The 19,604-nt window shown below is 52.9% G+C and carries 16 protein-coding genes; 13 read left to right on the top strand and 3 right to left on the bottom strand.

All coding sequences use genetic code 11. The annotated features are described in order from the left end of the window. The first annotated feature begins 41 nt into the window (after positions 1-41). The 11 genes from ACK5LI_RS04455 (at position 42) to recQ (ending at position 13,153) form a co-directional block, all read left to right on the top strand. Complete coding sequence (locus ACK5LI_RS04455; RefSeq protein WP_416946641.1) at positions 42-1,268, top strand: bifunctional 3,4-dihydroxy-2-butanone-4-phosphate synthase/GTP cyclohydrolase II; 1,227 nt, start codon at positions 42-44, stop codon at positions 1,266-1,268. A 130-nt stretch (positions 1,269-1,398) separates the two neighbouring features. Then, the gene (gene ribE / locus ACK5LI_RS04450) at positions 1,399-1,869 is read left to right on the top strand and encodes a 6,7-dimethyl-8-ribityllumazine synthase (RefSeq protein ID WP_416946639.1); all 471 of its coding nucleotides are present in this window, start codon (positions 1,399-1,401) and stop codon (positions 1,867-1,869) included. Positions 1,870-1,872: 3 nt separating this feature from the next. Continuing rightward, on the top strand, positions 1,873-2,334 hold the full coding sequence (gene nusB / locus ACK5LI_RS04445; RefSeq protein ID WP_416946637.1) for a transcription antitermination factor NusB: 462 nt from the start codon (positions 1,873-1,875) through the stop codon (positions 2,332-2,334). Positions 2,335-2,388: 54 nt separating this feature from the next. After that, on the top strand, positions 2,389-4,878 hold the full coding sequence (leuS, locus tag ACK5LI_RS04440; RefSeq protein ID WP_416946635.1) for a leucine--tRNA ligase: 2,490 nt from the start codon (positions 2,389-2,391) through the stop codon (positions 4,876-4,878). Next, complete coding sequence (gene lptE / locus ACK5LI_RS04435; RefSeq protein ID WP_416946633.1) at positions 4,862-5,422, top strand: LPS assembly lipoprotein LptE; 561 nt, start codon at positions 4,862-4,864, stop codon at positions 5,420-5,422. Before leuS ends, lptE begins: the two co-directional genes overlap by 17 nt. Before the next feature lie 97 nt (positions 5,423-5,519). Next, entirely contained in the window at positions 5,520-6,494 is a 975-nt protein-coding gene (gene holA / locus ACK5LI_RS04430; RefSeq protein WP_416946631.1) for a DNA polymerase III subunit delta, read from the top strand. 136 nt (positions 6,495-6,630) lie between these two features. After that, positions 6,631-7,308, top strand: coding sequence for a JAB domain-containing protein (locus tag ACK5LI_RS04425; RefSeq protein WP_416946629.1), 678 nt, complete (start codon positions 6,631-6,633; stop codon positions 7,306-7,308). Positions 7,309-7,366: 58 nt separating this feature from the next. Then, positions 7,367-7,642 (top strand): acylphosphatase, encoded by a 276-nt coding sequence (locus ACK5LI_RS04420; RefSeq protein WP_416946627.1) that lies wholly within the window; start codon positions 7,367-7,369, stop codon positions 7,640-7,642. 120 nt (positions 7,643-7,762) lie between these two features. Continuing rightward, positions 7,763-10,183 carry an endopeptidase La gene (lon, locus tag ACK5LI_RS04415; RefSeq protein ID WP_416946625.1) on the top strand — a complete coding sequence of 807 codons (2,421 nt, stop codon included), beginning with the start codon at positions 7,763-7,765 and terminating at the stop codon, positions 10,181-10,183. Between the two features lie 48 nt (positions 10,184-10,231). Next, the gene (locus ACK5LI_RS04410; RefSeq protein WP_416946623.1) at positions 10,232-10,732 is read left to right on the top strand and encodes a hypothetical protein; all 501 of its coding nucleotides are present in this window, start codon (positions 10,232-10,234) and stop codon (positions 10,730-10,732) included. A 162-nt stretch (positions 10,733-10,894) separates the two neighbouring features. Continuing rightward, entirely contained in the window at positions 10,895-13,153 is a 2,259-nt protein-coding gene (recQ, locus tag ACK5LI_RS04405; RefSeq protein ID WP_416946621.1) for a DNA helicase RecQ, read from the top strand. Between the two features lie 119 nt (positions 13,154-13,272). On the opposite strand, the gene ACK5LI_RS04400 is transcribed toward recQ, so the two are convergent. Both ACK5LI_RS04400 and ACK5LI_RS04395 read right to left on the bottom strand, forming a co-directional pair. Beyond that, complete coding sequence (locus ACK5LI_RS04400) at positions 13,273-15,870, bottom strand: putative bifunctional diguanylate cyclase/phosphodiesterase (RefSeq protein WP_416946619.1); 2,598 nt, start codon at positions 15,868-15,870, stop codon at positions 13,273-13,275. A 101-nt stretch (positions 15,871-15,971) separates the two neighbouring features. Continuing rightward, the gene (locus tag ACK5LI_RS04395) at positions 15,972-17,204 is read right to left on the bottom strand and encodes an AI-2E family transporter (protein WP_416946617.1); all 1,233 of its coding nucleotides are present in this window, start codon (positions 17,202-17,204) and stop codon (positions 15,972-15,974) included. A 545-nt stretch (positions 17,205-17,749) separates the two neighbouring features. Here ACK5LI_RS04395 and ACK5LI_RS04390 point away from each other — a divergent pair. Both ACK5LI_RS04390 and ACK5LI_RS04385 read left to right on the top strand, forming a co-directional pair. Further along, positions 17,750-17,977 carry a hypothetical protein gene (locus ACK5LI_RS04390; protein ID WP_416946615.1) on the top strand — a complete coding sequence of 76 codons (228 nt, stop codon included), beginning with the start codon at positions 17,750-17,752 and terminating at the stop codon, positions 17,975-17,977. A gap of 176 nt (positions 17,978-18,153) precedes the next feature. Beyond that, entirely contained in the window at positions 18,154-18,351 is a 198-nt protein-coding gene (locus tag ACK5LI_RS04385; protein ID WP_416946613.1) for a hypothetical protein, read from the top strand. A gap of 77 nt (positions 18,352-18,428) precedes the next feature. Here ACK5LI_RS04385 and ACK5LI_RS04380 read toward each other — a convergent pair whose 3' ends face one another. Next, a complete protein-coding gene (locus ACK5LI_RS04380; RefSeq protein ID WP_416946611.1) occupies positions 18,429-19,589 on the bottom strand; it encodes a hypothetical protein in 1,161 nt (386 codons plus the stop codon). Positions 19,590-19,604 lie beyond the last annotated feature (15 nt).

The raw sequence follows: 19,604 nt of genomic DNA, 5'->3' as shown, positions 1-19,604 counted from the left end.
ACCCGCCGGGGATACCGTAACATACCGAGAGGTTCGCACATATGCCTATCTGCACGGCCGAAGAGGCCATTGAAGAGATCCGCAACGGACGGATGCTCATCCTTGTAGACGACGAAGATCGCGAAAATGAAGGCGACCTGACCATTGCCGCTGAGCATGTGACCCCTGAAGTCATCAACTTCATGGCCATGCACGGGCGCGGCCTTATCTGCCTTGCCATGGCTCCGAACTGGATCGATAAACTGCAGCTGCCGCTTATGGCACGTCGTAACGAATCCAAATTCGGCACGAATTTCACGGTATCCATCGAAGCACGTAATGGCGTTACTACCGGTATTTCCGCCAAAGACCGCGCCACCACCATTCTGACCGCAGTCAAAGATAACGTTCAGCCAGAAGACATCGTCACCCCCGGCCACGTATTTCCCCTGCGCGCCCAGAACGGCGGCGTTATGGTTCGCGCCGGTCAGACCGAAGGTAGCGTTGACCTTGCCCGTCTGGCAGGCCTCAAGCCTGCTGCCGTCATCTGCGAAATCATCCGCGACGACGGTGAAATGGCCCGTATGCCCGACCTCATCGAATTTGCAGAAAAACACAACATGAAGATCGCTACCATCCGCGATCTCATCCGCTACCGCATGCAGCCCGGTCAGCTTTCCGTACAGCGTGTGGCTGAAGCCAAAATGCCCACCAAATACGGTGACTTTACTGTTATCGCCTACGAAAACGAGCATGGTGATGAAACCCACCTTGCCATGGTCAAAGGTGACATCAGAAATCAGGAATCCGTGCTTGTGCGTGTACACTCCGAATGCCTGACAGGCGACGTGCTTGGTTCGCAGCGTTGCGACTGCGGCGACCAGCTTGCCGCGGCCATGTGCACCATCGCCAGCGAAGGTTCCGGCGTTGTGCTGTACATGCGTCAGGAAGGCCGAGGTATCGGCCTTGCAAACAAAATCAAAGCCTATGCGCTGCAGGATCAGGGCTACGACACAGTTGAAGCCAACCACAAGCTCGGCTTTAAGGCTGACCTGCGCGACTATGGCATCGGCGCCCAGATTCTGGTGGATCTCGGCGTGCGTAAAATGCGCATGATGACCAACAACCCCAAAAAGATTGTCGGCATCGAAGGCTACGGCATTCAGGTGGTGGAACGAGTTCCCATCGAAATGCATGCGTGCCAGTTTAATGAAAGCTACCTGCGCACCAAAAAGGAAAAGATGGGCCACATGCTGCATCTTTCCGATGAAGAGCAGAACGGCGAGTAGAAACAACACTAGCTCTACGCTGCTCTTACTGTAAAAATGTTGATGATTCGCACCCCGTGTTCCGGCACGGGGTGCGACCTGCATATTCCACTTTGCTTGCGGCACATGCCGCTCTCAGGAGACTTTTGCCATGATGCACCTGAAAACCATCGAAGGTCAGTTTGACGCCAAGGGACTGAAGTTCGCCATTATCGCCACCCGCTTCAATGACTTTGTTGTTGACCGTCTGGTAGGCGGCGCCGTGGACTACATCAGCCGTACCGGCGGCAGCAAGGAAGACATCACCCTTGTCCGCCTGCCCGGCGCTTTTGAAATGCCCGTAGTAGCTAAAAAGCTTGCAGCTTCCGGCAAGTACGACGGCATTATTGCTCTCGGCGCAGTTATCCGCGGTTCCACTCCGCACTTTGACTTTGTTGCCAACGAAGCAACCAAAGGCCTTGCTCAGGTTTCCCTTGAGCACGGCGTGCCTGTAGGCTTTGGTCTGCTGACCACCGATAACCTTGAGCAGGCAATCGAACGTGCAGGCTCTAAAGCAGGTAACAAGGGCGTGGAAGCGGCTTCTGCGGTTCTTGAAACCATTCGTGTACTGGAGCAGCTCTAACGCATGGCTAAAGCTAACAATTCTACGCGTCGCTCTTCCCGGGCTCTCGCGTTTCAGGTTCTTTACGGGCTTAATTTTTCGCCCGCATCAGACATCGAAGAGCTGCGCGATGCGTATTGCGCCTCTCCCGATGTGAGTGACCGTGGCGGAGAAGCTCACCCCGTGGGCTTTGCCTGGGAACTGATCGAAGGCACGTGGACAAACCAGAAAGAACTGGATGAAGTCATTACCCGATTTGCCCAGAACTGGCGTGTTGAACGCATCGGCAAAATCGAGCTGACCATCCTGCGCCTTGCCGTTTATGAAATGCTGTACCGCGCTGATGTACCACCTAAGGTGGCCATTAATGAAGGTATTGAGCTTTCCAAACAGTTCGGTGACCAGAAGTCACGCAGCTTCATAAACGGCATTCTGGACGCGGCAGCCAAGGCTCTGGAAGCAGGCACTCTGACGTGCAAATACTGATTCTGACATTACCCCGTACAACGATTACATCTAGACATAAGGAATAGCACGGCTATGAAGTACAATCCTCAGGCCATTGAAGAGAAGTGGCAGCAGATTTGGGAAGACAAGAGCATGTTCCACAGCGATCACAGCTCTGATCTACCCAAATACTACGTGCTTGAGATGTTCCCCTACCCTTCGGGCAACATCCACATGGGGCACGTCCGCAACTACTCCATCGGCGACGTGGTCGCCCGCTTCAAGCGCATGCAGGGCTTCAACGTGCTACACCCCATGGGCTGGGACGCGTTCGGCCTGCCTGCCGAAAACGCGGCCATCAAGCACGATACGCACCCTGCAAAGTGGACGTATTCCAACATCGACAACATGCGCAGCCAGCTCAAGCGGCTCGGCTATTCGTATGACTGGCGTCGCGAGCTTGCGACCTGCGACAAGGAATACTACCGATGGGAACAGCTCTTTTTCCTCAAGTTTATGGAAAAAGGCCTTATCTATCGAAAAAAAGCAGCCCAGAACTGGTGCCCCAAATGTAATACCGTGCTTGCCAACGAGCAGGTTGTGGAAGGCCTTTGCTGGCGTTGTGATTCTGTTGTCGAACAGCGCGACCTTGCACAGTGGTTCCTGAAAATCACGGCTTACGCAGAAGAGCTGCTTGCAGACCTCGACAAGCTGACCGGCGGCTGGCCCGACCGTGTTCTGACTATGCAGAACAACTGGATCGGCAAATCCGTGGGTGCGGAAATTGAATTCGCCATTGCAGACAGCGAAAAGTCCATTACGGTATTTACGACACGTCCCGACACCGTGTTCGGCTCTACCTTTATGAGCATTGCTCCCGAGCATGAGCTTGTGGAAACACTTATTGAAGGCAAAGAACAGGCTGAAACCGTTCGCGATTTCGTCAAGCGCATCCGCAACATGGACCGCATCGAGCGTACGGCTGATACGCTGGAAAAAGAAGGCGTATTCACCGGCGCGTACTGCATCAACCCGCTAAACGGCGAAAAGATGCCGATTTACGTTGCCAACTTCGTTCTGGCGGAATACGGCACCGGCGCCGTTATGGCGGTACCTGCTCATGACGAACGCGACTTTGAGTTTGCCCGCAAGTACAACCTGCCTGTTAACGTTGTCATTCAGCCTGAAGGTGAAACTCTTGATCCGGCTACCATGGAAGCAGCCTACACAACTGCAGGCATCATGGTGAATTCCGGCGACTTTACCGGTATTGCCAACGAAGAAGGCAAAGCTAAAATCGCCGACTGGCTGGAAGCCAACAATAAAGGCAAGCGTACGGTCAACTACCGTCTGCGCGACTGGAACATCTCCCGTCAGCGCTACTGGGGCGCGCCGATTCCCATCATTTACTGCGACAAGTGCGGCATTGTGCCTGAAAAGGAAGAAAATCTGCCTGTACAGCTTCCTCTGGACATTAAGACGCACACCGACGGACGTTCGCCCCTTGGCGATACGCCCAGCTTCCACGAATGCATCTGCCCTGCATGCGGCGAAAAAGCCCGTCGCGAGACAGACACCATGGATACCTTTGTGGAATCTTCGTGGTACTTTGCGCGCTACACCGATGCAAAGAAAGATGATGCGCCCTTCAACCCTGATGCACTGAAGTACTGGCTGCCTGTCGATCAGTACATCGGCGGTGTGGAACACGCCATTCTGCACCTGCTGTACGCTCGTTTCTTTGTCAAGGCGCTACGCGACTGCGGCTACCTTGAACTGGACGAGCCGTTCGAGAACCTGCTTACGCAGGGTATGGTGCTGATGGATGGCGCAAAAATGTCCAAGTCTAAAGGCAACACCGTTGAACCTTCTGAAATGATAGTTCGCTACGGTGCCGACACTGTCCGGCTGTTCTGCCTGTTTGCGGCTCCGCCCGAACGTGACTTCGACTGGTCTGAATCCGGTATCGAAGGAGCAAATCGCTTCGTCAACCGTGTCTGGCGTCTGGTGGAAGACCTGCCTGAAGGCATGCCTTCCATGCAGCCCTGCTCCAGCACTGAAGCCGACTGCATCAACGGCACGGCCAAAGACATCCGCTATAAAGAACACGCGGCCGTCAAAAAAGCCGGTGCTGACATTCAGAACCGCTTCCAGTTCAACACGGCGATCTCTGCCGTTATGGAACTGGTAAACGCCCTGTACCTTGCCCGTGAAGAGCTGGGCGCGGACGAAGGCGGCAAGCGGGTTCTTAGTTCTGCGGTATCTTCTGTGCTCGCCATGCTTGCCCCCATTACTCCGCATATCTGCGAAGAATTGTGGGAACAGCTGGGTCATACAGATATGCTCGCAGGACAACCTTGGCCCGAGTATGATGAAAAAGCTCTGGTCAAGGACGAGCTGGTTATCCCCATTTCCGTCAACGGTAAACTGCGTGCCAAGCTCAATGTTCCTGCGAGTATCAGCAAAGAAGAGCTGGAAAAGCTTGCACTTGAAGAAGCCAACGTGGTACGCCACACCGAAGGACTTACTATCCGTAAGGTAATTGTAGTACTCGGGAAAATGGTCAATGTGGTCGCCAACTAAGTATACTTACGCCGGAAAAGGCCCTGTCATTCAGCGCATGCGTATGCTGACGCTATGCCTGACCCTGTTTGCCGTAATCCCGCTGATGCAGGGTTGCGGCGGCTACAGGCTGTCCGGAGACGAACCTTCTGTCTTTGGCAGCCCGGACAGCACCATCCGCATAAGAGAAGTGGAAAACCCCTCTCTCTATGCATGGGTTGGCTCAGTGGTACGGGCCGAGATGCGTGATGAAATCACCAACCGCAACATGGCAACATGGCGCGACAGCGGCCGTACGGATTATTCCATTGCCGTTGTGGTAGATAAGATCACCATATCAGGCCGTGCAACAGACACAGATGACACAAACCGGTTATTCAGCGCATCAGTCATAATGAAAGCGGCTGTATACGATGAGAACACCAATACGGTTATCTGGGATTCCGGCTTTACTTCTGTCAGCGAAACATTCAGAACCTTTACAGGAACTGACCAGCAGGCGGCTTACAGCGCTGTGCGTAAAGCCACACAGTACATTGTGGACAGAATGCGCCACAGCTTCTAGACCCGCGCCCGTCCGCTATCGTATATAACGCCCGGAGGCCACTCGGTTCTCCGGGCGTTTTCACAATGTAACCAGCAACTATGCAAAGCCTGCACTTATGGCAAAAGACGGATTCAGCTTTCTGGTATGCCCCGATGGACAACTCATCCGCGACCGTATCGAATCGCAACTGACAGCACATGCCCTCAGCGACGGAGTATGGGAACGTCACGTCTATTGGGGAGATGAGGGGTTACCGCCTAAGTTCTGGGAAAACCTTACCCTTCAGGGGCTTTTTGCCACACCTAAGGCTCTGATCGTCCGTAATGCGCAAAACCTGCTCACCGATGACTGGAAAAAGCTCAGTGCGGCACTCAGTCAGGCCACCCCGTCTTCCTGGGCTTTTTTGTGCCTTGAAGTTGCTTTTGAAAGAGGCAAAGCCAAAGTTCCTGCTGCCGTCCAAAAAACACCCTGCTGGAAGTTTGCCGCTAAAAAAGGCTGGGTATGGGAGTCTGCCGGACTTGACGAGCGCAACATGCAGGGCTTTGCTAAAGCCTGGGCCGAAAAGCGCGGAGTCAACTTTGCTCCGTCCGCTCTGCAAACCATATGCGCGGCACTCCCCTGTGATGCGACATCAGCCCGTAATGAGCTGGAAAAACTTGCACTCTTAGCCGATGAAAACGGCGTCATATCTGCGGATACTTCCGCACTGGGCGACCACTCCGCGGAACTGGACATTTTCGGTTTCATCCGTGCAGTTCAATCGGGCAGGCAACATGACATGGTGTGGCGCAAGGTCATGTCCAGCCAGTCGGCCAATGACGGGTTGGTCTTCCAGTTTCTTGGCATGTTGCAACGTGAAACCCGTATGATGTGGCAGCTGCTTACCGGAGAACCTGTCCGTCTGCCTCCTGCCGTGTTGCAGGCAAAAACACAGACAGCACAGAAACTGCGCTTCCGCGGTATCATGCGGATGTGGGATCTTGCTCTTGAGGCAGAAAAAGGCATCAAATCAGGTGAGCGCTCTCCGGATCAAGCTATGGAAGCGCTTATCGGCGGATTACTCGCTCTTTTCAGCCCCCAAAAGCAGTAGCGAACAACCATACACACGCGTTTCCTGTCCACGACAACAGTTTTTATACATTTTTTCATGTTTTAGACTGTTTTTTCCTCTTTTTTATCCCTTAAAGCGGCTTTACAGCCTTGCATCCAGCGGGTAACTGCTTATTATGGTCAAAGAGCCACATTATCATGGTCATAGAGAGCGCCTGCGCGAGAAACTGAAAAAGGATGCCACGCAACTGGCTGACTACGAAATTCTCGAGCTGGTTCTTGGCATGGTTCTGCGAAGACAGGATACAAAGCCACTTGCCAAAAGGCTGCTGGCTCGTTTCGGGTCTTTGCGGGGAGTTATGGATGCACGTCCGCAGGAGCTGCTGGCAGAAAAAGGCTTCGGCCCCTCCATGGAAAATTTATGGCTGCTATTGCGGGAATTTATTGCACGGTATGCCGAATCTCCCTTGCGTGAACGTGTGACGCTGGTATCATCGAAGGCCGTTGCGGATATGGCACGTATTCGTCTTGCCAGTTGCGCACATGAAGAAGTCTGGGTTGCCTATATGGACAGACAAAACAGACTGCTGGCATGGGAAAGAGCAACTCAGGGCACTGTTAACGCCTCTGCCATATACCCCCGCGACCTAATGGAGGCAGCATTACGCTTTAAAGCCAGCGGACTGATTCTGGTGCATAACCACCCCGGAGGCAGTGCCAGACCCTCTGCTCCAGATGTGGAAGTAACAAAACTTGTAGCCCGTTCCGCCGCGGCACTGGGTATGACTTTGGTTGACCATGTTATTGTAACGGAAGAAGGCCACTACAGCCTGAAAGAAGACGGGCTTTTTTAACAGACATCAAAGCAGGTGGTTATACCGTTTGTAACACGCAGATACGCGCAGGGGGCCCATGGAGCGGATACGCTGCACAGTGCACGGAAGAGTACAGGGAGTTGGCTTCCGTTACTGGACACAGAAGAAAGCGACCTCACTGGGCCTGTCCGGCTGGGTGAAAAATTGCAGTGACGGCACGGTACAACTGGAAGCTACCGGTCTGGAAGAACAACTGAGTGATTTGGTGGAGGCCCTCAACGAGGGACCTTTATTCAGCAAAGTGACACAGGTGGACTGCAAGCGATTACAATCATCGGGCGCAACTGAAAACGAATTTCTGATAAACGACTGATAAACTTTTTCTGCACCGGCAAAGCGACCTAACTGTAGCACCGCACACATGCAGACAAGTACTTACAAAGTCAGGTTGCCACCGGCAACGCCGTAACGCCAATCTATGCAAGGAGAGGGCATGAGCGACAAACACGACGCCGACAGCCTCGAGATACAAGAAAGCGGCCCATCTATCGAAGAAGCGGCCGAACATATGAGTGAACTTTTGAACGACTTTCCCGAGGAACTTCCGGTTCTGGCAGTTCGGGATATTGTTGTTTTCAATTACATGATTCTGCCCCTTTTTGTAGGCAGAGAAAAATCCGTGCAGGCAGTGGACGCAGCCCTTAACGGCAGCCGCTACATGATGATCTGCACCCAGCACGACGAAGCCGTAGACGATCCTACCGGTGAAGACCTGCACAAAACAGGCACCGTTGTTATGATCATGCGCATGCTCAAAATGCCTGACGGCCGTCTTAAGGTGCTGGTACAAGGCATCAGCCGTGCACGGGTGAAGAACTTTGCTTCCGAAGATCCTTACCTGCTTGCAGAAGTGGAACCTATCGAAGAACCGGAATCCGGTCCTCTGACGGTAGAGCAGGAAGCTATGATCCGCTCTGCCCGTGAACAGAGCGAAAAGATTCTGTCCCTGCGCGGCGTTCCCACTGCCGACATCATGGCGGTGTTGAACGGTGTGGACGAGCCCGGTCGCCTTGCCGACCTGATTGCCGCCAACCTTCGCATGAAAGTGGCAGACGCACAAAAAATTCTGGAATGCACCGATCCTGACGAGCGGCTGAATCTTGTGAACGATCAGCTGGTTAAGGAAGTGGAAGTGGCTGCAATGCAGGCCAAAATCCAGAATATGGCCAAAGAGGGCATGGACAAGGCGCAAAAAGACTACTTCCTGCGTGAACAGATGAAAGCCATCCGGCGCGAACTGGGCGAAGGTCCGGACGGCGACGAGGATATGGATGAGCTTATCGAGTCACTCGCAAAAGCTGGTCTGCCCAAAGACGTACGCAAAGAAGCTGACAAGCAACTGCGCCGCCTTTCGGTCATGCATCCGGAATCTTCCGAAGCCACAGTAGTACGCACGTACCTTGAGTGGCTTGCCGAACTGCCATGGAAAAAGCTCTCCCGCGACCGCATTGATATCCCCAAGGCCCAGACCATTCTGGATGAAGATCACTACGGGCTGGAAAAAGTCAAAGACCGTATTCTTGAATATCTTTCGGTACGCAAGCTGAATCCCAAGTCCAAAGGGCCGATCCTGTGCTTTGCCGGCCCTCCCGGCGTAGGTAAGACGTCTCTGGGACGCTCCATTGCAAGAGCGCTGGGGCGCAAGTTCCAACGCATCTCACTGGGCGGCATGCGCGACGAAGCTGAAATCCGCGGGCACCGCCGCACGTATATCGGCGCTATGCCCGGCCGTATCATCCAGACCATCAAGCAGCTGGGAACTCGCAACCCTGTTATCATGCTGGATGAAATCGACAAGCTAGGCTCTGATTTCCGCGGCGATCCTTCTTCAGCCCTGCTGGAAGTGCTTGACCCTGAACAGAACTTCAGCTTCAGCGATCACTACCTGAATGTGCCTTTCGACCTTTCGAAAGTCATGTTCATTTGTACGGCAAACCAGTTGGAAACCATTCCGGCTCCCCTGCGCGACCGCATGGAAATAATCCGCATCCCCGGCTACACCATGCAGGAAAAGGCTAAAATTGCCCGCCGCTACCTGCTGCCGCGTCAGGCGGAAGAAAACGGCCTGAAGGAAGAAGATGTACAGCTTGCCGATGCGGTTATTATCAAAATCATTGAAGAGTATACCCGTGAAGCAGGGTTGCGTAACCTTGAGCGTGAAATGGGCTCCGTATGCCGTAAGCTGGCACGCCGCAAGGCGGAAGGAGAAGATGGTCCTTTCCGAGTAACAGCCAAGGTGCTTGAAAAGCTCCTCGGCGCGCCCCGCTTCATCGACGAGCAGAAAGAACGTGAACTGTTGCCTGGGGTTGCTCTGGGCCTTGCATGGACGCCTTACGGCGGTGAAGTGCTGAATGTTGAAGTCAGCACCATGAAGGGTAAAGGTAAATTAACCCTTACCGGCCAGCTGGGTGACGTGATGAAAGAAAGTGCACAGGCAGCTGTAAGCTACGTGCGCAGCCATGCGGAAGAGCTGGGCGTTGACCCTGAATTCTCTTCCAATCTGGACATCCATATTCACGTTCCTGCCGGTGCCACTCCTAAAGACGGCCCTTCTGCCGGTGTGACCCTGCTCACGGCGCTCATCTCTGCCCTGACCGCCAAGCCGGTCAACAGCGATCTGTGCATGACAGGTGAAATAACCCTGCGAGGACGGGTGTTACCTGTAGGCGGCATCAAGGAAAAAATTCTGGCAGCAGTTGCACGCGGCATTACCAACGCGTTCATTCCGCACCAGAACAAAAAGGATCTGGAAGATATTCCTGCTGACCTGCTGCGTAAAATTGACGTGCATCATGCAGAACATATCAACGATATCCTGCCCCTTGCGCTGGGATTGAAAACAAAGAAAAAATAATACGATGCGGGCACGGTGTCAGCCGTGCCCGCTTTTCAGGCCGATAATATGGACATTAAGCAGCTTTCCGACAAACATCCGTTGTACAGCCGCCTGACTGGGCAGGTGATATGGGTTCTGTTCGAGGAAAATGACGCCGAGCAGGACGACATTGATACCTTTATGGATCTGTGCCTGAAGCGCAAAGAGCGCGACCTGCAAGTGATGCAGACGCTACTTGATAACCCGTCACTGTACCTGAAAGTACAGATTGAAGATATTCCCTGCCTGTCAGGCTCAGAAGGCTGCTGCAAAACCAAACATCCTGACCTGCCCCCGCCATGCGAGTGCTGTGTCGCCCTAGATGGCAGAGTTCTCCCCGCATCACACCCCGAACTGCTTAAGTACCTTCCGCCCTATGGCCTTGGTTGCCGCTGCACCCCAAAAGCCGTCACAGCTGCAGAAGCAGCCGATGCACCGCCGCTGACCGATGCATCGCTGCCTTTACGCAAACTCCATTGTGACTCCGGCTGGCTTTTTCATATGCATTGGAAAGAACAGTCCGCCTGATACATCTTGCCGCCGGGCCTGAATACACGCAACGCAGCCCCCCCTAAAGCAACCCCTGCTACGCTCAGCACAAATCCTGCCCCTCCGCGGCGAACAGGCTTATATCCAAGGCTGTATTTGCCCCTTTTCGGATACGTCAGCCAATGATACAGTGCGCCGGTCATGACAGCGCAACCTACTTTACCGTTCCCAGAACCATCTATTATTGATTCCGCCAAAGAAGTCCTTACAACCACTTACGGCTTTCGAGACTTCCAAGGACTCCAGCAAGATATTATCGAACACACCGGTTCCGGTGGCGATTCACTGGTACTTATGCCTACCGGTGGCGGCAAGTCTCTTTGCTATCAGATTCCTTCCATCATCCGGCAGGGCACGGGTATTGTCATTTCGCCCCTTATCGCGCTTATGCAGGATCAGGTAGATACGCTGACGCAGATGGGAGTAAAAGCAGCCTGTCTCAACTCCAGTCTGTCCATCGAGTCGCAACGGGAAGTTGAAGCCCGTCTGCTGAGCGGTATGCTGGACATGGTATATGTTGCGCCGGAGCGTCTGGTTCAGCCTTCTTTCATGGGACTGTTAGAACGCATCACACCTGCGTTGTTTGCCATAGATGAAGCCCACTGCGTTTCACAATGGGGGCACGACTTCAGGCCGGAATACACCCGCCTGACAGTTCTGCATGAGAAATTTCCGGACGTGCCCCGTATTGCACTTACAGCAACAGCAGACGGCCCCACCCGGCGGGACATAATCGAGCACCTTGACCTGCACGATGCAAAAATTTTTGCCACCGGCTTTGACCGCCCTAACATTTCATACACCATTCTGCCCAAAGACAAGCCCCTTGAGCAGCTCCTGCACTTCATCAGGACACGCCATAAAGACGAAGCAGGCATAGTCTATCGCCTGAGCCGTAAAAAGGTAGAGGAAACAGCCGAGTGGCTTTCAGCCAAAGGCATTCCCGCCCTGCCCTACCATGCGGGACTCAACGCCATTCAACGCCACCATAATCAGGAGCGCTTTATGCGCGAAGAGGGGTTGGTCATGGTGGCGACAGTTGCGTTCGGCATGGGGGTGGATAAGCCCAACGTACGCTTTGTAGCACATCTTGAACCACCTAAAAGCCTTGAAGCTTACCATCAGGAAACAGGCCGTGCAGGGCGTGACGGACTGCCCGCCGACGCCTGGATGACATACGGTCTTGCCGATGTCGTGCAGCTGCGCCGTATGCTCGGGCAAGGCGAAGAAGACAGTCCCCGTCGCCTTGTAGAATTACGTAAGCTTGATTCAATGCTGGCTTTTTGTGAAACAACGGCATGCCGGCGAAAAGTGCTGCTGGGCTACTTCGGCGAGCATGACAAAGACGCCTGCGGCAACTGCGATACCTGCCAGTTCCCTGTTGAAACGTGGGATGGCACAGTAGCCGCACAAAAAGCACTTAGTGCCGTGTACCGTACAGGGCAGCGCTTCGGGGCAGCACATCTCACCGACATTCTTACCGGCAAGCTGACGGACAGGGTACGCAGCCACGGTCATAACGATTTAAAAACGTTCGGCTGCGGAAAAGAGTTCGGCGCGTCACAATGGAAAGGCGTGTTCCGCCAGCTTGCCTGCCTGCGCCTGCTGGGCACGGATGCTGACGGACATGGCGGCTTGCGCCTGACGGATGAAAGCTGGCAGGTACTGCGCGGCGAACGCAACATTCAATTCCGCAGAGACATTCTGGGACGCAGTGCAGCACGGGCGCTTGCGAAGACACAGGCAGATGAAGCACTGCAGCATGCTCTGGCTACGCCTGAAGCACAGGAACTTTGGGACACATTACGGTCGTTGCGGGCAAAAATGGCACAAGAGCGGGATGTTCCTCCCTATGCAGTGTTCCCCGATAAAGCGTTGCTTGAAATGGTATGCTTTCGCCCCGCTAACGCAGACGAGCTAGCCTGTGTCCACGGCGTTGGCCGCGCAAAGTTGAGCCTGTTCGGTCAGGAATTTTTAGATACGTTACTCGCCCACGAAGCAGCACATGGCAGGCCGGAAAATCTGCCGCCAATGCCGGAGCGCAAGACCAGACAGACTTCAACGACCGGCAAAGGGCTGACCGACACCATGCGCGAAACGCTCTCCCTTTTCAGAGAACTTGGCAATATGCAGACTGTTGCGGAAAGGCGATCACTTAAGCCCGCAACGATATGTAACCATCTGGTAAAATGTATCAGGCTGGGAGAGTTAACTGTAGACGATGTGGTAAAGCTGCCTGCGGAAGAGATGGCTACTATAAGACAAACACTGGGCGAAACAGTCGCAGCAGGCGGAGTTACTGCTGCGCACGGCAAGTTGAAGGGCCGGTATGATTTTGAGACGTTGCGGCTTGTTCAGGCCGAGCTGTTTGCACAGCACAGCGGCACTGACGAATGGTAATAGCGAGTAAAAAAGGCAAGTGATTAATTGCGACTGAGAGCTATTGCTCGACAGTAGGTTAATATTATTGAAAAACGCGCGCCCTCAGAATCCTGACGGCGCGCGTTCATGCATACACTCTATCCGGCTACAACCGGAAATGATTCCTGCCGTTCGTACATTCTCAGCAAACGCTGCAAAGGCATGGGCGAAGCAAAATAGGTTCCCTGTGCCATGGCAAATCCCATATCGCGCAACAACTCGGCATGTTCGGGCATTTCAACGCCCTCGGCAATAGCTGTCAGGCCGAACCCTTCTGCCAGACTCATAGACGACCGTACAATGCCCCGTGCAGCATTATCTTTGTCTGATGTCCGCACAAACGTTCCGTCAACTTTGATAAGCGAGAGCGGAAAACGACGAAGCATAGCCAAGGAAGAATAGCCGGTACCAAAGCCATCCAGAGCAATCTGTATGCCTGCATCCCGCAACTGCCAGAGGCTTTCGGCCACGGAAGCAGCCGAGTTGACTAACAGGCATTCACGTATTTCAAAACATAAACGGCTCAGGTCAACACCACCGGACCGCAGCGGAGTAAGCAAGTCATCAACCACGTCAGGTCTTCGAAGTGTTGTACTTAAAATGTTTGCATGAAGCGCGATACGCTGCAAACCGAACTCTTTTTCCCTTGCAACAAGAGTATCCAGAGATTTTGCCACCAGACTAAGTACATGCGCATCAAGCTCAAACTGTAAACCGGCACTTTCGACCAATGGTAAAAATGCACCGGGCAGCAAAAGCCCCTTACGGGGGTGACGCCAGCGCAACAAAGCCTCGGCAGCATGCATCCTGCCCGTTCGCAAAGATACCACGGGTTGAAAGAACAACTCCATCTGTTCGAATTTCAAAGCAGCAAGTAATTCTTCTTCGCCTCGCTGCATCCGCAAAGCTTTCGCTTCGTCCGACGTTCCGGCAATCGCATACCGGTTTGTGCCTGTACGCTTTGCCTTGTACATTGCAGAGTCAGCTTCACGCAGCAAATCTTCACTGCACGAATATTCCTGCCCTTTCAGTACCGCCCCTATGCTCACACCGCATTTGATTTCGCGCCCGTCTAAAACAAAAGGCTTGGAGACAGCTTCAGTAATGCGCTCGATAATATGCGTAACCTGTAAAATCTCCGGCACATCATCCAGCAAAACAGCAAACTCATCGCCCCCCAGGCGTGCAAGGGTATCTACGTTGCGCAGGCAGTTTTTCACTCTTTCTGCAAACATACCCAGCAGCATATCACCTACATCATGGCCCATGGCATCGTTAACAGTCTTAAAGCCGTCCATGTCCATATACAACACTGCAAAAGTAAAATCGCTATTCCGCTGCGCTCTGTTAAACGCACCTTGCAGCCTGTCCTGAAAAAGCGCCCTGTTCGGAAGCCCTGTAAGAACGTCGTGATAGGCCATAAAGGTGATGCGCTCGTCTTCGCGCTTGTGCTCCGTGACATCCTCTACCTGTACAATGATGTTCTGCAATTCGCTTTCGTTGTCGCGCACTGAACTCATTGTCAATTTGCACCACACGAGCGAAGCATACATCCTTTGTACGGCACAGGTCATATGCAGCACTTCTTCGGAACCATGATGAATTGCCTTGAAAAACCCATCTGCAACCCTCGCATCCGCCGCAGACAAAAACTCGGAATAGTGTCTGCCAAGCAAAGTAGACTCAGGCAGGCTGGACATGGATTTTATGACCTGATTTATCTGCTTCACTCTTCCCTGTGGTGACAGCAGGGCAATGCCAAGTCCGGCGTTGTCAAAAACGGCCCTGAAGCGTGCTTCACTCTCCCGCAGTGCCCTCTCGTTGGCATGAATACGTTCTACCGCAGCCAGTACGCTGCCAACATTACGTAAAAAAATCGCTTCAGTCATACCGAAGCGCGCACCGGCACCGCTGCGACACACAGTAAGCACACCCAGAACATCTCCGTCCGAAGTAAATAGCGGAGCTGCCAATATGGAGTCCGGCAACGTCATCCCTTCCGGCAATATGCCCTGAGATGTCAGGCGGGTAAGGCCTTCGCTATCAAGAGCCACAGTATCTTTTTTGCCCACCACATAGTCGGCAAACTTCTGGCCGAACAGACGCGACGCAGGCACACCGTTCACAGGCATGGGATGATCAACAGTTACAGGTGCCCCTTTTTCTCCTCCGGCAAGCCACAACGAAGCGGATGTACACCCCGTTCGTTTTTGCAATACAGAAAAAAGAACCGTAAGGCGGTGTTCTACGCTTTCGCGAACGCTGTGCAAACGGGCCGGCAGGTGCCATGAAGGGCATGTACAGCAAGCATGAGCAGAACTCTCTGAGTGCTGCGGTGTTATTTCGGCAACAATAAATTTTTCAGGAAAGAAGCCGGGCTCGAGAGAACGCAAGCTGGCGCTGAAAACACGCCGCCCGGAAGGCAGATGTAAGGGCAGGCTTCCGCTCCACTCTTGCCGTGAACCATTTACGAAAGACGCAAAAAGAGACTCACAGCCAACAGTCAGAGCGGTAAAAGTAACAGAATCAGTACCGGTGCCGGCATGCAGCTGCCATGCAGCATTTGCGTAAATCAGAACACCCGCACGGGTAAACACGCCGATACCGTTCATGTTATAGCCATAAACAGCAGACAATAGCGACAGTGTGTCCTCAGTAGTATTCTGAGGACACACCAAAGTAGCATCGAATTTCATGGATTCCCCGATGTGCCAGGGGGGGACGGCACATCATTCGCTTAGTGCGAAGGGATATTGATAACGAAAAAAGCTAATGCAGGCAAGCAATCTACCAAGGGCTATTTCGCACCCAGAGCCTTCTTTTGCCTTTTTGCTTCTCCCCGTGATACCGAACGGTTAGAAAGAACATGGCTGAACTCTTCACCGTACAGTTTTAACAGCACCATGGTAAAGCTAAGGATAAGCGGACCATATAAAACACCGGCCATGGCAAAGACCTTGATACCGCCCAGTATGGACATAAAAATAAAGAAAGTGGACATGCCTGCGCCGCCGCGCATGAAGTAAGGACGAAGGAAGCTGTCTATGCTGGCAACAACCAGTGCCGACCAGATGAATAAAAACAGACTGGCCTTCCATGAGCCTATGAGTAGCAGGTAAAGACATGCAGGCACCCAGATCAGTCCGGTTCCGACAACAGGTACCAGCGAGGCAAAGCCCATCACCGTTCCCCAGAAAAGAGCCGGAATATCCACCAGCCACAAGCCTATTCCCCCTACAAGACCCTGCAAAGCTGCTACCAGCAAACCGCCTACCAGCACCGACTTACTTACGCTACGCAGGTTCAGCAAAATCGCATCTTCCTGATCTTCATGCAGCGGGCACATATACTTAACAACTTGCAGCATCTTTTTGCCGTCTTTCAACATAAAGAAAACAATCAGCAGCATCAGGAAAAACTGGAACAGCAATGTAAGTGCATTGCCTAGAAGGTAGGTTCCGCCTTCCAGCAGCCCCTGCCCCATCTTTCGCGATACTCCGAGCAGTTCTGCGCGCAGATCAAGCTTACCGAGATCGATAAAGGGAAGATTCTGACGTACCCAGCTAAGGTAAGGGTCAAGGGTACTCCCCTTCAGCAACTGGTCAAAATCAGTATGATTCATCCAGTTGTTCAAGGCTGACACGCTCTGAACGGCTTGCGGGATAAGCCCCGTAATAAAAATGAACAAAGGCAAGGCGATACAAAAGCAGACAAATAGAAGTACCGCCAGTGAGGCCAGAGTACGGCTGCGATGACCGGTCTTTTCCAATATCCAGTTGTACAGCGGATAGCAGATGGCAGACAGCACAATACCCATAATAAACGTATTTAAAAATGGCTCCAGCAACCGGTAGCTGAGCCACAACGAAAACAACAACAGAATAATCAGCGACACGGCGTAAATTCTGTTGGATGGCAGAACACCATCAAATGGCATAGCGCCAGTACCGGATGTATTACCGGATGCGGAAGTTTCGCACGATGCATTCTCCGCCGTTATTTCTGATTTATTTTCTGATTCAGATGTCATGTAAGTAATAAACCTCATAAAAATAAGCAGTAGTCAAGGCAGGGGCAAAGCCTTTGCCAGCAGGCATACTGCCCTAATTCAAATGGGGAATAAAGCGCCTAGCGCAAAAAAAAGCCATATCCGGTACAGAAGTGCATGCCACATCCAATGACAAAGATATTACCATGCAGGTTGACTACAGGTACCGCGACCTGAAACTCTGCGTATTAAAGTGCTCCCATAGGCTTACCTGCAACTCCGCAATATCCTTCGTCATCTTGACTTTTTGCACTTTTTTGTCTGTACCGCCACATCATGCACTGTGCTCCCAGACAAAAAGCCGGTTGAGCATCTCTGGGCTGCATAAACGGACAGAATTTTTCCCGCGCTTCTCGTTCCGGCAGTAGCATCTTCAGCCTCCTAAGCGTTAAAATACAGACGATGTGACAACACTACATTGCAAATGCATACAGAACAACAGACCTGACCATGAAGAGTTAAAGAAAAGCACAGGAGCCTCCGATAAGATGGTAACACACCCTCAAAAGAGGGTGGGGAGGCATACCATGGAAGGAAGCACTCTCCATCTTCCCGGTGTGCAGGTGGCCCGGGAGAGTACGGCAGTGTCGCTTGCAGACGCTGCCAAAGACATCAGCCGAAGAAAGTTGCAGCACAAAATACTGGAAGACCCTAAGGTTGCAAGACAACTTGTCGCCATTGAGGCATCGCCGGTGTACAATGAAAGCGGCAGACTTATTCAGGCTGTAGTCAGCTCAGTCTCCGGAGTGGCATGACGTACGCATGTCCACTGCCACAGCCTCGGGCGGCCTTGCCGTCACCGAGGCCGCCCTGATTCTTCGGGGCGGCCTCTTTTTTTATTTTTCACCTAAAGTATCCGGCGCACACGCCGATAAGAACTTCGTAGGCTGTAATTATAACCAGAACCCAAAACCAAGGTCTGGAGGTGCTTATGCGCATTGATGAAGCCAAAGGCGGGGCAGAGGGCATTGTAAATGTTCTCGAAGCCCAGCGTCAGACACAACAACAGCAAATGACGCAGGAAGATCAGAACAATCTGAACCGTGTCGAATCCCGGCAAAGTGGAGCGCAGACAGAAACAGGCGTTGCCATTCAGGGACTGGGAGAACACATTGATACCATGGTGTAAGTTTCCATCCCCTTCAAAAAGCTAAGCCCCTGCATGAACCCCATGCAGGGGCTTTTAAATAACTCGCAGCCTGATAATCAGGATAAAGTCCGCATCAAAGCCATAACTTCCGTTTTCGGGTCAAAAGGCCCGTTTCCGGCATAGTCCGAACCAGAGACTCCAAACGTACCCAGATCATGCTCTGACAGCTCCGCCCCACTTGGCATGCAGCGAAACAGAGCAATACACACTCTGTCGAGCACGCTTATCTCTTCACGGACTATTACAGGGTCTGCTGCCGGAGGCCGTACTCCCTGCATCATCAAGGTTTCCATATTGAATCTGCGCAGACGTTGTTCAAACTCCTGCCCATCCCTCAAGGTTTTATTGAGTCGGGCCCTGCGCTTGGACAGTGCTGAAAACAGATCGGACTCCGCCTGTTGCGGATTACCAGGCAAAGGAGCTACCCGTTCGAGCAGGGCAAGCCAGATACGCAGTCCCTGCAAAAATTGCGGGAATGAATGTGGAACAGCCTCCAGATAGCACTGAATCATAAAACACCGGAACGGCGTAAACTGCAAAGATGACCGCCGGATGAGCTGCCTGATCATTGCATACAGGCGCAAGGAACTATCATCCGCCAGGCTTTCTTCGGTTTCCTGTGCTGTGCTTGTGCCTACGCACATCGTACAGGCATGCACACAGGCAGGAATAACGCGGCCAACACACAAACGAGCTACAAGCTGTTGCAGCGCCGTTAATGCAACAGCAACGTGTATGCAACCCGCTTCCGGCTCGTTCACTATAGCCAGAGGCAATGAAATGACAGCCTCTGCATCTGACAGGTGGCGACACACAGCCGAGACCATATCTGCGGGTACGGCGCAACAGCCCTCCGCCACTTCACGCCCATCCGCCTCAGCTGCGATGACACACTGCTCTACACGCAGGCACAGTTCTTCATCCGGAAACAGAATATACTCGAACAACTGCTCAAGTATATTTTCATCGTATACCACCCCGCTCTTCGCTCCGGTTCTACCTGCTAGCTGAAACAAAGCTGCATGCAAATCGTCAATCCCGAGAGAGGTTGCGTAATCCTGCAACCGGCTGTCAATGGAACGCCGGAGCAGCCAGCCTCGGACGGCTGCTGCAATCATGCAAACATCGGGGCGGTTGAATATCTCAGTCGAAGCTTCCAGCTTTGCAGGATGGCTGCAGGTTGTATGAACAGCTGCGGTTTCTTGTGCAGAAGACAACAAGTTCCGCCGCCA

The sequence above is a fragment of the Oleidesulfovibrio sp. genome (assembly GCF_047973035.1).
GTDB lineage: Bacteria > Desulfobacterota > Desulfovibrionia > Desulfovibrionales > Desulfovibrionaceae > Oleidesulfovibrio.
The sequence above is the reverse complement of the archived record's forward strand: the minus strand, read 5'-3'. Positions and strand labels throughout refer to the sequence as shown.